The organism is Mycobacteriales bacterium (genome assembly GCA_030697205.1).
GTDB lineage: Bacteria > Actinomycetota > Actinomycetes > Mycobacteriales > SCTD01 > JAUYQP01.
Genome location: JAUYQP010000010.1, coordinates 114,531 through 129,100 on the forward strand (window position 1 = coordinate 114,531; position 14,570 = coordinate 129,100).

The 14,570-nt window shown below is 73.2% G+C and carries 12 protein-coding genes; 6 read left to right on the forward strand and 6 right to left on the reverse strand.

Translation table 11 applies throughout. The features are described from left to right. Positions 1 to 20 precede the first annotated feature (20 nt). Complete coding sequence (locus Q8R60_02585) at positions 21 to 614, forward strand: DUF1697 domain-containing protein (protein ID MDP3711358.1); 594 nt, start codon at positions 21 to 23, stop codon at positions 612 to 614. 132 nt (positions 615 to 746) lie between these two features. Here the strand turns inward: Q8R60_02585 and Q8R60_02590 are convergent, their stop codons facing one another. Together Q8R60_02590 and cobN are read right to left on the reverse strand one after the other, a co-directional pair. Further along, a complete protein-coding gene (locus Q8R60_02590; protein ID MDP3711359.1) occupies positions 747 to 2,264 on the reverse strand; it encodes a DUF222 domain-containing protein in 1,518 nt (505 codons plus the stop codon). Between the two features lie 171 nt (positions 2,265 to 2,435). Further along, positions 2,436 to 5,975: a cobaltochelatase subunit CobN gene (gene cobN, locus Q8R60_02595; protein MDP3711360.1), complete on the reverse strand. Its 3,540-nt coding sequence runs from the start codon at positions 5,973 to 5,975 to the stop codon at positions 2,436 to 2,438. 75 nt (positions 5,976 to 6,050) lie between these two features. Here cobN and Q8R60_02600 point away from each other — a divergent pair, with 75 nt between their 5' ends. Further along, entirely contained in the window at positions 6,051 to 6,326 is a 276-nt protein-coding gene (locus Q8R60_02600; protein ID MDP3711361.1) for a hypothetical protein, read from the forward strand. 3 nt (positions 6,327 to 6,329) lie between these two features. Here Q8R60_02600 and Q8R60_02605 read toward each other — a convergent pair whose 3' ends face one another. Continuing rightward, positions 6,330 to 6,908 (reverse strand): TetR family transcriptional regulator, encoded by a 579-nt coding sequence (locus tag Q8R60_02605; GenBank protein MDP3711362.1) that lies wholly within the window; start codon positions 6,906 to 6,908, stop codon positions 6,330 to 6,332. A gap of 81 nt (positions 6,909 to 6,989) precedes the next feature. Here Q8R60_02605 and Q8R60_02610 point away from each other — a divergent pair, with 81 nt between their 5' ends. Then, the gene (locus Q8R60_02610; GenBank protein MDP3711363.1) at positions 6,990 to 8,528 is read left to right on the forward strand and encodes an MFS transporter; all 1,539 of its coding nucleotides are present in this window, start codon (positions 6,990 to 6,992) and stop codon (positions 8,526 to 8,528) included. Positions 8,529 to 8,665: 137 nt separating this feature from the next. On the opposite strand, the gene Q8R60_02615 is transcribed toward Q8R60_02610, so the two are convergent. From Q8R60_02615 to Q8R60_02625, 3 genes are read right to left on the reverse strand one after another with little or no spacing between them, the layout of a single operon-like run. Next, positions 8,666 to 10,153: a cobyric acid synthase gene (locus tag Q8R60_02615; GenBank protein MDP3711364.1), complete on the reverse strand. Its 1,488-nt coding sequence runs from the start codon at positions 10,151 to 10,153 to the stop codon at positions 8,666 to 8,668. Next, a complete protein-coding gene (locus tag Q8R60_02620; protein MDP3711365.1) occupies positions 10,150 to 11,088 on the reverse strand; it encodes a cobalamin biosynthesis protein in 939 nt (312 codons plus the stop codon). The genes Q8R60_02615 and Q8R60_02620 overlap by 4 nt, the downstream gene beginning before the upstream one ends. Positions 11,089 to 11,101: 13 nt before the next feature. Then, a complete protein-coding gene (locus Q8R60_02625; GenBank protein ID MDP3711366.1) occupies positions 11,102 to 11,260 on the reverse strand; it encodes a hypothetical protein in 159 nt (52 codons plus the stop codon). Positions 11,261 to 11,334: 74 nt separating this feature from the next. Between Q8R60_02625 and Q8R60_02630 the strand changes: the two genes are divergently transcribed. The 3 genes from Q8R60_02630 (at position 11,335) to Q8R60_02640 (ending at position 14,431) form a co-directional block, all read left to right on the forward strand. Then, positions 11,335 to 12,300, forward strand: coding sequence for an NAD-dependent epimerase/dehydratase family protein (locus Q8R60_02630; protein MDP3711367.1), 966 nt, complete (start codon positions 11,335 to 11,337; stop codon positions 12,298 to 12,300). A gap of 113 nt (positions 12,301 to 12,413) precedes the next feature. Continuing rightward, complete coding sequence (locus tag Q8R60_02635; protein ID MDP3711368.1) at positions 12,414 to 13,286, forward strand: SDR family oxidoreductase; 873 nt, start codon at positions 12,414 to 12,416, stop codon at positions 13,284 to 13,286. Further along, the gene (locus tag Q8R60_02640; GenBank protein MDP3711369.1) at positions 13,283 to 14,431 is read left to right on the forward strand and encodes an acyl-CoA dehydrogenase family protein; all 1,149 of its coding nucleotides are present in this window, start codon (positions 13,283 to 13,285) and stop codon (positions 14,429 to 14,431) included. Before Q8R60_02635 ends, Q8R60_02640 begins: the two co-directional genes overlap by 4 nt. Positions 14,432 to 14,570 lie beyond the last annotated feature (139 nt).

A 14,570-nucleotide genomic window follows, 5' to 3' on the forward strand; every position in this document is an offset into this window, starting at 1 on the left:
ATGTGCGACAGGGGTGTGGCATGGGCGCCACGCTGCAGCACGCACGCCTGCAACGATGCGGCCATGTGGTCGTTCGGACGGGAGAGGTAACGGTGCGCTTCGCCGTTCTCTTGCGGGGCGTGAACGCCGGGCCGAACAACCGCATCGACATGGCTGCGCTGCGCACCGCCCTCGTCCGCGACGCCTTCGACGACGTCAGCAGCCATCTCCAGAGCGGCAACGTTGCGCTCACCTCGCAGGGGACAGAGGAGGAGGTGGCGGCACGAGTTCGCCAGGTTCTCGGCTCAGGGTTCGGGCTCGACGTGGGCGTCGTCGTCCGGGAGGCGGACGCCGTGAAGGCGGTGGTCGCCGAGAACCCCCTACGGGACGTGGCCACGGACCCCCGTCGTCACTTCGTCGTCTTCTGCTCGCGGCCGCACGACCCGGCACGCGTGCCGGCTCCGGTCCCTCCCGAGGCTCTTGCCTGCCGTTCCCGGGAGCTGTTCCTCTGGTGTCCTCATGGCGCTGCCGCCAGCAAGCTCATGCCAGCCCTCGGCCGCACGCCGCCTGCGCCTGTCACGACCTTCCGGAACTGGAACACGGTCACAGCACTGGCCCACATGCTGGAGCCGTAACAGTCGCTCAGCCAGGCTGACGGCCAGGGGCCGTAGACCTTGATCACGGTGGCCGGTGACGCCCAGCACGTGGGTCTCGGTGGGTGCTCCGCGCCAGGACGTGGACACCTGACCGAGTCCTGGGCCGGCGGGTCAGGCTGCGGGGCGGAGGATGGTGTGGAGGCGGTGGCTCGCAGCTGCTGCGGTGCGGGACTCCCGTGGTGGCCGGGCGGGCAGGGGCGGTGGCCAGACCTGCTCGCGGGGTTCGGCGGTTCGGAAGCCGTGCTGGTCGAGGAGCCGGCCGTCTCGTAGTCGCAGGGTCGCGCCGTCGTGGACGCGGGTGTGGCAGCTGCTGGTGCCGGTGCAGAGCGGGGCGCAGTTGATCAGGTCGGTGGTGCCGCCGTTGCGCCACCACAGGGCGTGGTGGAGCTCGAGGCGGTCAGCTGGGGCTTGGCAGCCGTCGGTCGCGCACTTCCAGTCCCACTGGGTCATGCTCGCGAGCCACTGCGGGTGGGTGAAGACGCGACTGCCCCTGCCGACGTCGAGCACCGCTGAGTCCTGGTCGAGCACGACCCGGGTCAGGGTCGCGTTGCACAGCAGCATCTCCAACGTGGACTCCGCCACCGCGGTCCCGTCAGGGTAGGTCGCCGGTGGGACCGGGTCGCCGAGCAACTCCGGCGGCAACGCATCAGGACCGGTGGTGTCGGTGTGGGGCAGAAGCTGCCCGTCGCGGGTGAACAGCGGCTCGGTGAACGGGTCCGGCAAGCGTGCCCCGGTGTCCGGGCAGGTCACCGGGACCCCGTAGAGGTCGCGTTGGCTCTGATGGGCCGCGAGCCGGGCTTCGGGGACGGTCACGACGAGCTGCACCCCGCGGCCTCGGGTGACGGTCTCGGTCCGGGCCATCCAGAACGTGGCGATCCCGACGAGCGCGTCGACGTCACGCTGCGCGGGGCTGCGGGTGTCCCCGGCAGTCTGGTCGTTGCGCCGCCACGCACTCAACGCGGCCTTCAGCACCTGCCCGCTGTGCGGGTCGAGCGTCCCGATGAGGTTCCACATCCCCGCGAACCCTTCGGTCAGGGAGGCTTTGCGCTCGGTGACCTTGTCCCGGTCCTCCTCCGCTGCCGGCTCCGGAGCCAGAGCCCGCAGCCGCTTGCCGAGCTCGCGTTGCAGCACGAGCGGGTCGGTGAGCTCCGCGAGGTCGCAGAACGCCTGCTCCTGCTCCACCAGCCACTCCGGGCTGTTGAGGGCCGTCCCGATGATGCGCTTGTCGAGCAGGTCCAGCTGCGTGAGCAGCACCGTGGCGTGGGCGGCGCTGATCCGCGCCGACCGCAGCAGCCGCTCCACCGCCGGCCGCTCCCGCAGGCCGCGGGCGAGCTTCGCCCACCGGCGCGCCTCCGACGGGCTCATCGGCGCGGACGTCTCCGTCGCGGAGTGCCGGGTGAGCCAGGCCCACTGCGCCTTCGACCCGGTCTGCTGCCAGGTCTGGGTCGCGTCCACGACCTGCAACCGGGCCGCGACCGCGGCGGCGATCTCGGCCTGCATCGCGAGCAGCTCGTGCACATCCGCCGCCGCGACCAGCCCGTCAGCAGACGGCTCGATCGCTGCCTGGACCGCAACCCGGGCATCGGTCACGCGCACGTCAGCCGGGACCCCCGCCGTCGCCTGCACCACCGTGACCACCCCCGATCGAGCCGTTCGCAACTCTGTGCTAATGGTAGCCCGGATCTGGCCCAGCGCAAAGGGTGTGGACGACTTTTTCGGACAGCACTGGACCCGCACTGGTGGGGGCACAAGGCCTGCAGGTGCTGATGATCTGTCCGGCGGCCCCACGGCGGGGACGGCCTATTCCTCGAGGTCTCCCTCGGTCTCCAGGTAGACCGCCTTCAGCGCCTCGACCGCCTCGCCGGTCGGCTCCGCCCACAGCCCGCGGTCGGCCGCCTCGAGCAGCCGCTCGGCGATGCCGCGCAGCGCCCACGGGTTGCTCTTCTGCATGAAGGCCTTGTTGACCGGGTCCGTGACGTAGGACGTGACGAGCTTCTCGTACATCCAGTCGTCCACGACGCCGGCGGTGGCGTCGTAGCCGAAGAGGTAGTCGACCGTCGCGGCCATCTCGAAGGCGCCCTTGTAGCCGTGCCGCTGCATCGCGGCGATCCACCGCGGGTTGACGACGCGGGCCCGGAAGACGCGGTGCGTCTCCTCCTGCAGGGTGCGGGTGCGGACCGCGTCGGGCACGGCAGAGTCACCGACGTACGCCGCGGGGCTCTCCCCCGTCAGTGCGCGGACCGCCGCGACCATCCCGCCGTGGTACTGGAAGTAGTCGTCGCTGTCGACGATGTCGTGCTCGCGGGTGTCCTGGTTCTTCGCCGCGACGCGCACCCGCCGGTAGACCCGCTCCATGTCGGTGCGCGCCGCCGCGCCGTCGAGACCCCGGCCGTAGGCGTAGCCGCCCCAGACGGCGTAGACCTCGGCGAGGTCGGCGTCGGTCTTCCAGTCGCGGCTGTCGATGAGCGGCAGCAGGCCGGCGCCGTAGGCCCCGGGCTTCGAGCCGAAGATCCGGGCGGTGGCCCGGCGCTCGTCGACGCCCGCGGCGATGTCGGTCATCACGTGGCGACGGACGAGGTTGTCGTCCTCGTCGAGGTCGGCGACGAGGCGGACCGCGTCGTCGAGCAGCGACACGACGTGGGGGAAGGCGTCGCGGAAGAAGCCGCTGATCCGCAGGGTGACGTCGACGCGCGGCCGGCCGAGCTCCTCACGGGGCACGACCTCGAGCCCGGTGACCCGACGCGACGCCTGGTCCCAGACCGGCCGGACGCCCAGCAACCACAGGGCTTCCGCGATGTCGTCACCGGCGGTGCGCATCGCCGAGGTCCCCCACACGACGAGGCCGACGGAGTCGGGGTAGTCGCCGTGGTCGGCGAGGTAGCGCGACAGCAGCGAGTCGGCCAGCGCCCGCCCGGTGTCCCAGGCGTTGCGCGACGGGATGGCCTTCGGGTCGACGGAGTAGAAGTTGCGCCCGGTCGGCAGCACGCCGACGAGACCACGGGTGGGCGAGCCGGAAGGACCGGCAGGGACGAAGCCGCCGCACAGCCCGTGCAGCAGGTTGTCGACCTCGTCGGTGGTGCGCCGCAGCCGCGGCACCACCTCGGTGCAGGCGAACTCGAGCGATGCGACGGCACCAGGCACGTCACGGTCCAGGACCGAGGCGCACACGGCTGCGGCATCGGTCCAGCCGCGGGCGGCCACGCCCTCGACCAGCTGCCGCGCCAGCCCCTCGAGCCGGTCGGAGCCGACCCGGTCGTCCTCGGCCTCGCCGTAGGCCTCGCCGAGCACCCGGCGCAGACCGGGCACCGCGCCCGTGACCCCGCCCCAGGACTGCTGCGCCCGCAGGACCCCGAGCACCAGGTTGACCAAGGCCTCGTCGACCGGCGCCTGACCGAAGACGTGCAGTCCGTCGCGGATGAGGACGTCCTTGACCTCGCAGAGGTAGCCGTCGAGGTGCAGCACGACGTCGTCGAAGACGTCCTCGCCCGGCTGGGCCTCGTCCACGTGCAGGTCGTGGTGCAGCTGCGCGGCCGTCACGAGCTCCCAGATCTGCGCCTGCAGCACCGGGACCTTCGCCGGGTCGAGCGCCTGCACCGTGGCGTACTCGTCGAGCAGGTGCTCGAGCCGCGCCATCTCGTCGTACGACTCCGCCCTGGCCATCGGCGGGACGAGGTGGTCGACGACGGTCGCGTGCCCGCGGCGCTTGGCCTGCGTGCCCTCGCCCGGGTCGTTGACGATGAAGGGGTAGAACAGAGGCAGGTCGCCGAGCACCGCGTCGGGTGCGTCGTCGGCACCGAGCCCGAGACCGCGACCGGGCAGCCACTCGAGCGTCCCGTGCTTGCCGACGTGGATGACCGCGTGCGCGCCGAAGTCGGTCGCCAGCCAGCGGTAGGCCGCGAGGTAGTGGTGCGACGGCGGCAGGTCGGGGTCGTGGTAGATCGCGATCGGGTTCTCGCCGAAGCCGCGCGGCGGCTGTATCGCGAGCACGACGTTGCCGTACTGCAGCGCCGCCAGCACGATGTCGTCGCCGTCGACGTAGAGCGAGCCGGGCGGCGCCCCCCAGTGCTCGAGCATCTTCGCGCGCAGCACGTCGGGCAGCTCGGAGAACCACTGCTCGTACGACGACAGCGGCACCCGTGCGACGGCCGCCGACAGCTGCTCCTCGGTCAGCCACTCGACGTCGTGGCCGCCGGCGGCGATGAGGGTGTGGACCAGCTCGTCGCCGTCCTCCGGGAAGTCCCCGACGTCGTAGCCCGCCTCACGGAGCGCCCGCAGCAGCACGACCGCCGACGCCGGGGTGTCGAGCCCGACCGCGTTGCCGACCCGCGAGTGCTTCGTGGGGTAGCTCGACAGCACCAGCGCGAGCTTCTTCTCGCCGTTGGGCACGTAGCGCAGCCGCGCGTGGTTGACCGCGATGCCCGCGACGCGGGCGGCCCGCTCGGCGTCGGCGACGTAGACCGGGATGCCGTCCGCGCCGGTCTCCTTGAAGGAGAACGGCACGGTGATCAGTCGCCCGTCGAACTCCGGGATCGCGACCTGCATCGCGGCGTCGATAGGCGCGAGGCCCGCGTCGGAGTCGGCCCACTCGGCGCGCGAGGAGGTCACGCACAGGCCCTGCAGGACGGGTACGTCGAGAGCCTGCAGCGCGCGCGCGTCCCAGGTCTCCGCGTCGCTCTGGTTGGAGCCGCCACCGGCGAGCACCGTCACGACGAGCGCGTCGACCCGACCGGCGAAGAGCTCGGTGACGGCCGGGATCGTGCCGTCGGCGTCGGGGCGCAGCGACGCGACGTAGACCGGCAGCGCGTTGGCGCCCTTGTCCTCGAGCGCGTCGCAGAGCACGTCGACGAAGCCGGTGTTGCCCGACAGCTCGTGGGCCCGGTAGAAGACGACCCCGACCGTCGGCCGGCTCTCGTCGCGGGCCCGCTCGCCGTGGACCCCGAAGGCGGGCAGCGGAGTGGGCGGCTCGAAGCCGTGGCCGGTCAGCAGCAGCGTGTCGGACAGGAAGGCGACCAGCTCGCGGAGGTTCGTCGTACCCCCCTCGCGCAGGTAGGCGGCGGCGTCGGCGACCACGCCCGCCGGGACGGTCGACAGCGCGGTGAGCTCGGCGTCGACGCCCTCGCCGCCGAGCAGGACCACCGGGACGGTCGCGCGGGCGAGCAGGTCGTCGAGGCCGTCCCAGGCACGCCGCCCGCCGAGCAGTCGGACGACGACGAGCGAGACGCCCTCGAAGTCGACCGGGGCGTCGAGGCGGGTCGGGTTGGCCAGGCGCAGCGGCAACGCGGGGTCGGGCACGGCGCGGGCGGCGAGCAGGTCGGTGTCGGCGGTGGACAGGAGCAGCAAGGTCACGGGGAGCCAGTGTCCACAGGTGCGCCGCGGGTCCTTGCGGCCGGGGTCCGACGCCCGCAGACTGCTCGCATGACGACGACCGCCCAGACGTGGGTGCTGCTGGGCATCCTCGGTGTCCTCGTCAGCGGACTGCTGGTCTCGTGGTCGGTGGCGTTCTCGTCACTGCGAAGCGAGTTCCGTGGGCTCTTCGCCGGGCTGCGCAGCGAGATCTCGGGCTTCCGGGGCGAGATGGACGCCCGCTTCGCGGCGGTGGACACCCGCTTCGACGGGGTGGACCGGCGGCTCGACGACCTCGACCGCGACGTGCAGGCGCTGTCGGACCGGGTCTTCCGCGACCGGCCCTGACCGCTAGGCCGGCGGCTCGACGAGCGCCCGCAGCGCCGGCTCCAGCAGCCGGGTGATGTCCTCGCGCGACGCGCCGGCGACGGCGGGCAGCTCGAGCAGGTAGCGCGCCATCCCGAGCCCGATCATGCAGGCCCCGACCAGGCCGGCCCGCAGTTCGGCCTCGTCACCGCCGATCACCCGCGCCACCGCGTCGGAGCGCTCGCACATGACCTCGTCGCGCATGACGGCGGCGGCCGAGGGGTGCGTCAGGCACGCGCGCATCAGCGCCACCGCAGAGCCCTTGTCGGGCGAGTCCTCGAACTTCGCGAACAGGTCGGCCAGCGCCGCCGCGGGCAGAGTGTCGGAGACCGCGGTGGAGATGGTCTCGTGCTCGTGCAGCCACTGGGCCGAGGACGTGAACAGCCCCTCCTTGTTGCCGAAGTAGTGCATGACGAGCGCCGGGTCGACCCCCGCCCGGGAGGCGACCCCACGGATCGTCGTCCGCTCGTAGCCGAGTTCGGCGAACAGCGCCTGGGCGGCGTCGACGATCGCGGCCTCGGTGCGGCGACGGCGCTCCTCGCGAGGGACGGCCTCCGCTGTCATGAAACTCACTCTACACGCGTTGACCGTAGAACGGTCAACAGTCTACGCTCGTTGAGCCAATCGTTTCGAGAGAGGTCCACCATGTCCGTCACCAGTGAGGTGCGCCGCGCAGACGGCACCACCCACAAGGGCCTCGCGCTGGTCGTGATCGCCATCAGCCAGCTCATGGTCGTGCTCGACGCGACCATTGTGAACGTCGCGCTCGACGACATCTACCGCGCGCTCGACTTCACCTCCCAGGCCGACCTGTCGTGGGTCGTCACCGGCTACACCCTGACCTTCGGCGGCTTCCTGCTGCTGGGCGGCAAGCTGGCCGACCGGCTCGGCCGCAGGCGGGTCTTCATCGCCGGCGCCGTGCTGTTCGCCGTCGCCTCGGCCCTCGGTGGCGCGGCCGCCAACCCCGGCATGCTCATCGCCGCGCGCCTGCTGCAGGGCCTCGGCGGCGCGCTCATGTCGCCCGCCGCGTTGTCGCTGCTCACCGTGACCTTCGAGGAGGGCCCGGAGCGCAACAAGGCGCTCGGCGTCTTCTCCGCCATCACCGCCGGCGGCGCGGCCCTCGGCCTCATCCTCGGCGGTCTGCTCACCGACTACCTCAACTGGCGCTGGGTGCTGCTCGTCAACATCCCGATCGCGGTCCTGGCGACCGTCGGGGCGCTGCGCTTCGTGCCGGAGAGCAAGGACGAGACCGCCCAGGGCTTCGACGTCCCCGGTGCGGTCCTCGCGACGACCGGCCTCATCGCGCTGGTCTACGGCCTGGTGAAGGTCAACGACCCGACGACCACGGGTACGACGAGCGCGCTCACCTTCGCCGCGGCCGTCGTACTCCTGGTCGCCTTCGTGGTCTGGCAGCTGCGCACCCCGACACCGCTGGTGCCGTTCCGGCTGTTCAAGAACCGCAACATCCTCGCGGCCGACGTCGGTGCGCTGCTCGTCGGCACCGGCATCTTCGCGCTGTTCTTCTTCGTGGTGCTGTGGATGCAGCAGATCAACGGCTACAGCGCGATCCGCTCCGGCCTCGCCTTCCTGCCGATGACCTTCCTCATCGGCGGCAGCGCGGCCTTCGCCGCGAAGACCCTCGCCCGCACCGGCGCCCGCCCGCTGCTCATGGCCGGCATGTCGCTCGCGACGCTCGGCATGCTGCTGCTCGGCCTGCGCCTCGAGCCCGACAGCAGCTACGTCACGGTGATCCTGCCGTCCCTGGTCCTCGTCGCGATGGGCATGGGCATGACCTTCGTGGCGCTCACCGCCGCCGCCATCGCGGGCGTCCCCCACGAGGACGCGGGCATCGCCTCAGCGCTGCTCAACGCCGGCCAGCAGGTCGGTGGTGCGCTCGGCCTCGCCCTGCTCGCCGCGGTCAGCACCGGTCGCAGCGGCGCGGTCCTCGACGGCTTCGAGGCCAAGCAGGAGCAGGTCCGCACCGCGCTGCAGTCCGGTCCGCCCACGCCTGACACCCTCGCAGTGCTCGGTCGCGTGCAGGACGCGCTGGTGCAGGGCTGGGGCGTCGGCTTCGTCGTCGCCGCCGGCTTCTTGCTCGCCGCGGGCCTGGTCTTCTCCCGGATCAAGGTCTCTAAGGAGGACGCCGCCGCGGCTCTCAAGGAGTCGATGGCCGGCGCCGCCTGACCCCCACATCCCGCGGTGATCTTCGCCTTGTTGCGATGTCTCACGCTCGGAGAGTCGCAAGGAGGCGAAGATCAACCGGCCAGGGGGTCCGGGGCGGTCAGGAGCGGCACGGGGCGGGGCGTGCTGGAGCGACCGCGTCAGGGGGCGCCGGGGGGCACGAACGGCAGCCCAGCCGGCGCGCCCTGCTCGATCAGCCGCACGACCGCGTCGGTGTCGAGGTGGTCGGCCACCAGGTCACCGAGGGCGTCGAGCCGGGCCTGGCGGACATCGACGAAGGACCGCTCCCCCGCAATCCAGTCGCGGCCCGCGGCCGCTGCGACCTCCTGGAGCAGCAGCCGTCGCAGGCCGTCGCTCTCCAGCGCGCCGTGCCAGACCGTGCCGGTGACGACGCCGTCGCGGCAGCCGCCCGGGAAGTCCTCGCCGCCGTGCGGGGTGACGACGCCGTGGTGGATCTCGTAGGCCGTGGTGACCGGCAGCCCGCGCCACGAACCGGTCGGGCGGGCCAGCACCTTCTCGGCCCCGAAGGCCGTCGTCACCGGCAGCAGCCCGAGGCCGTCGACCGACCCCGCGCGCGACTCGACGTCGTCGGCGATCGTGGTGCCGAGCATCTGGTAGCCGCCGCAGACGCCCAGCACCGGGCGTCCCTCGGCGACCCGGCGGGCGAGCGCGTCCGCGAGCCCGCGGTCGCGCAACCAGCGCAGGTCGGCGACGGTCTGGCGGGTGCCGGGCAGGACCACGAGGTCGGCGTCGGCGAGCTCCTCGGGCGTCGTCGCGAAGCGGACCAGCACGCCGGGCTCGCTGCGCAGCGCGTCGACGTCGGTCCAGTTGGACAGCCGCGGCAGCCGGATGACGGAGACCCGCAGGACGTCGCGGCCGAGCGCCGGCAGCGGCGTGATGGGGGCGGACAGGCCGAGGGAGTCCTCGACGTCGAGCTCGAGGCCCTCCGTCCACGGCAGCACCCCGAGGGTCGGTCGGCCGGTGAGCCGCTCGAGCATCGCGAGTCCGGGGCGGAGCAGCTCGACGTCGCCGCGGAACTTGTTGATCACGAAGCCGACGACCAGCGCCTGGTCCTCGGGGCTGAGCAGCGCGACCGTCCCGAACAGCCCCGCGAAGACCCCGCCGGGGTTGATGTCGCCGACGACGAGGACCGGCAGGTCGGCCGCACGGGCAAGGCCCATGTTGGCGATGTCGGTGGCCCGCAGGTTGATCTCAGCCGGGCTGCCTGCGCCCTCGCAGACGACCACGTCGAAGCGGGCGCGCAGGTCGGCGAGGCAGGCGAGCGCGACCTCGAGCAGCGCGGCCTTGTGGTCGCGGTAGGTGAGCGCCGACACGTCGGCGTAGGGCTTGCCGAGCAGCACGACCTGCGACGTGCGGTCGGACCCGGGCTTGAGCAGCACCGGGTTCATCGCGGCCTCGGGCTCGATCCCGGCGGCGGCCGCCTGCATCGCCTGGGCCCGGCCGATCTCCGCCCCGTCGAGGGTGACGTGGGAGTTGAGGCTCATGTTCTGCGCCTTGAACGGCGCGACCGTGACGCCCTGCCGCGCGAGCCACCGGCACAGCCCGGCGGTCAGCACCGACTTGCCGGCGTCGGAGGTGGTGCCCGCGACGAGCAGCGCGCCCTTCACCTGCGCACCGCCGCCGCCGCCACGGCGAGGGCACCGGTGGCCAGGCAGACCGCGCCGGACAGGCGGGTCGCACGGGCGATGTCGTCGACTCCGGGGGCCGGGCCGTTGCCGAGCAGCGGCCGGTCCTCGACCCGGCCCGCGTAGGCGAGCCGCCCCCCGAGGGTGCGGCCGAGCGCCCCGGCGAAGGCGGCCTCGACCGGGCCGGCGTTGGGGCTGGGGTGCTTGTGGCCGTCTCGGCGCCACGCCGCGACCGCGGCGCGCGGCCGGCCCCCGACGAGCGGGGCGAGTACGACGGCAAGGCCCGCCGTCAGCCGGGCCGGCAGCAGGTTGGCCACGTCGTCCGTGCGCGCGGCCGCCCACCCGAAGCGCTCGTGGCGCGGCGACCGGTGGCCGACCATCGCGTCGAGGGTGTTGACCGCGCGGTAGGCCAGCAGGCCCGGCACGCCGCCGACGGCTCCCCACAGGAGCGGGCCGACCACGGCGTCGGAGGTGTTCTCGGCGACCGACTCGACGACGGCCCGCGCGAGGCCCGCCTCGTCCAGCCCCGAGGGGTCACGGCCGCACAGGTGCGGCAGCCGCTCCCGCGCCGCGGTGAGGTCACCGGCCCGCAGGTGGCCTTCGAGGACGCGGGCCTCGCGGCGGAGCGTCGTACCTCCGACCACGGCCCACGTGGCTGCAGCGGTGAGCGCGACCCGGCCCGCGGGGGTCCTCCCGACCGCACGCTCGGCCAGCAGTCCGAGAGCTGCGGTGCCGGCGACGAGCGCTCCGGCGTAGCCGGCCCCGACGGCGCGCGAGTCGCGGTGGACCACCTGCTCGACGCGTCCGGCGACGGTCCCGAAGACCGCGACGGGATGGGCCCGGCGCGGGTCGGCGAGCAGCGCGTCGAGGCCAAGACCCGCGACGACGCCCGCCGCGGCGGGCCAGCTCCTGGTCACGCCGACCAGCCTGTCAGACCACCCAGAGCAGCAGCGCGACGGCAGGTGCGGCGTAGAGCGCGAGGGCTGCGACCAGTCCGACGGCGAAGGCCGGGAAGGCGAGGCGGAAGGCGAGGCGGCGTCCGAGGGGCTCGCGCGTCAGCGCGCGGGCGGTCGGGCGCGTCAGGGTCAATGACGTCACGGTGAGTGCAACGGAGGTGACCCTGGGCGGTTATTCCCGGACCCTCCCACGGCTAGGGTCGGTCGATGAGGGTGCTGGTGCTCGGAGGGACGTCGTTCGTCGGTCGCGCGATCGTCGAGGAGCTGCGCGCGGGCGGTGACGAGGTCACGCTGTTCGGCCGTGGTCGCACCGGCACCGGGCTCTTCCCCGACGTCGAGCGGCGCGTCGGGGACCGCTCCACGGGCGACTACGCCGCGCTGAGGACCGGCGAGTGGGACTGCGTCGTCGACGTGAGCGGCTACGTCCCGCGCCACGTGCAGCAGGCGGCCGAGGCCCTCCTCGAGCGCGTCGCCCGGTGCCTGCTCGTCAGCACCGGCTCGGTCTACGACCGGCTGCAGGGCCGCTCCGGGATGGACGAGTCCTCACCGCGGCTCGCGCCCCGGCGCGATACCGAGGACTACGAGTCCGAGGCCTACGGTCCGCTGAAGGTCGCGTGCGAGGACGACCTGGCCGCGCTGTGGGGGTCCCGGGCGACCGTCGTGCGGCCAGGCGTCGTCGCGGGCCCCCACGACCCGACCGACCGCTTCACCTGGTGGGTACGACGCGCAGCGCGCGGTGGGCGGGTCGCCCTGCCGGGCCGAGCCGAGCAGCCGGTGCAGGTCGTCGACGCCGGCGACCTGGGACGGCTGGTCGCCTCCCTCGTGCGCTCGGGGCTGGCGGGCACCTTCAACGCCGTCGGGCCCGCGGACCCGGTGACCCTCGGGTCGCTGATCGAGACCTGCGCCGAGGCTGCAGGGACCTCGGTCGAGGTGGTCGAGGTCGAGCACCGGCCGGGGTTCCCGCTGGTGCTGGCGGACCAGACGTGGGACGTGATGTTCCGCCGTTCTTCGGCTGCGGCACGCGCCGTCGGCCTCACCGCGACGCCGCTGCTCGAGACGGCCCGCGCGACGCTGGCCTGGGACCGCGACCGCGGCGAGCCGCCGCTGGCCGTCGAGCTCTCCCCCGAGGAGGAGGCGACCCTGCTCGCCGACGCCCGCCCCACCCCGGCCTGACCACCCAGAAGCCTTGCGTCCTGCGGGCGGCGTTGCGCCAGCGCGATCGCGCGCAGGACGCAAGGCAGCGGCGGGCACTACCGCGACGACCAAGCGCTTGCTAGGTTGCGCTCATGGGCCTCTCCGACGGACGCGTCGTCATCGTCACCGGTGCCGGCCAGGGCATCGGCCGCGCACACGCTCTCGCCTTCGCCGCTGACGGTGCGCGGGTCGTGGTCAACGACGTCGGCGACGCCGCCGACGAGACCGCCGCACTGGTGCGCGAGGCCGGTGGCGAGGCCGTCGTCAGTCGCGGCGACGTGAGCGACTGGGGCTACGGCGAGCAGCTCGTGCGCACCGCCGTCGAGTCCTTCGGCGCTCTCGACGCGCTGGTCAACAACGCCGGGCTCGTCCGCGACCGGATGCTCACCAACATGAGCGAGGACGAGTGGGACCTCGTGCTCAAGGTCGACCTCAAGGGCCACTTCGTGCCGCTGCGCCACGCCGCGGCCTACTGGCGCGAGCAGTCCAAGGCGGGCGCACCGAGGGCGGCCCGCGTCGTCAACACCAGCAGCGGCGCCGGACTGCTCGGCTCCGTGGGGCAGGGCAACTACGCCGCCGCGAAGGCCGGGGTCGTGGCCCTCACCCAGGTCGCGGCCGCGGAGATGGGCCGCTTCGGCGTCGTCCTCAACGCGATCGCACCCGCCGCCCGAACCCCCATGACCGAGGTCGTCTTCGCCCAGACGATGGCCAAGCCGGAGTCCGGCTTCGACCCGATGGACCCGGCAAACGTGAGCCCGCTCGTCGTCTGGCTGGCCAGCGCGGAGTGCACCACCACCGGACGCGTCTTCGAGGTCGAGGCCGGTGTCATCTCCGTCGCCGACGGCTGGCAGCACGGGCCGCGCGAGGACCGCGGCGACCGGTGGCCGGTCGAGGAGGTCGGGCCCGCGGTCGAGAAGCTGCTCGCCCAGGCGCCTGCGCCCGCTCCCGTCTACGGCTCGGGATGACGGACTTCCGCGACGAGGTCCGCGGCTGGCTCGCCGAGCACCTCGTCGGTGAGTTCGCCCCGCTCGTCGGCACTGGCGGCCCCGGCCGCGAGCACGAGCACGTCGAGCTGCGCACCGCCTGGGAGCAGGAGCTCGGCCGGGGCGGCTGGATCGGTCTCGCCTGGCCCGTCGAGGCCGGGGGCCGCGGCTGCTCCATCGACGAGCAGGTCGTCTTCCACGAGGAGTACGCCAAGGCCGGCGGACCCGCCCGCATCGGCCACATGGGCGAGCAGCTCGCCGGCCCGACGATCATCGCCTTCGGCACGCAGGAGCAGAAGGACCGCTTCCTGCCCGGCATCCTCGCCGGCACCGAGCTGTGGTGCCAGGGCTACTCCGAGCCCGGCGCCGGCTCCGACCTCGCCGGCGTCCGCACCCGCGCCGAGCTCCACGACGACGGCTGGCACGTCACCGGTCAGAAGGTCTGGACCTCGCTCGCCCACCTCGCCCAGTGGTGCTTCGTCCTCGCCCGCACCGAGGAGGGCTCCAGCCGCCACAAGGGCCTGTCGTTCCTGCTCGTCCCGATGGACCAGCCGGGCATCGACGTCCGCCCGATCGTCCAGCTGACCGGCACCAGCGAGTTCAACGAGGTCTTCTTCGACGGCGCCCTCACCGCCGCCGACAACCTCGTCGGCGCGCCCGGTGACGGCTGGCGGGTCGCGATGGGGCTGCTCGCCTTCGAGCGCGGCGTCTCCACCCTCGGCCAGCAGGTCGGCTTCACCAGGGAGTACGACGAGGTCCTCGCGCTGGCCCGCGCGAACGCGTCTTTCGACCGTCACGCCGACGAGCTGGTCGAGGCCTGGGCAGGCCTGCAGGTCCTCAAGCACCAGGCGCTGCGGACCTTGTCGAGCGACGCCGCCGCCAGCACGGGCGTCGAGGCCAACGTCAACAAGCTGCTCTGGGCCCCGTGGCACCAGCGGCTCGGCGAGCTCGCCATGAAGGTCAAGGGGCCGGACGCGCTGCTCGTCGACGGCGAGCTCGACGCGCTGCAGAACCTGTTCCTGTTCACCCGCTCCGACACGATCTACGGCGGCTCCAACGAGGTGCAGCGCAACGTCGTCGCCGAGCGCGGCTGGGGCCTGCCGCGCGACACCTGGACCGCCCCGTGACCGCCACCCTCGCGCGCACCACCGCCCCCCTTTCCGGACGATCTTCGTCTCCTTGCGATTCCGTGAGCGTGACCTCCCGCAACGAGGCGAAGATCAGCGGGGTGTGGGGGGTGGCCGGGGCAAGGGGTGCGGCTGGGAT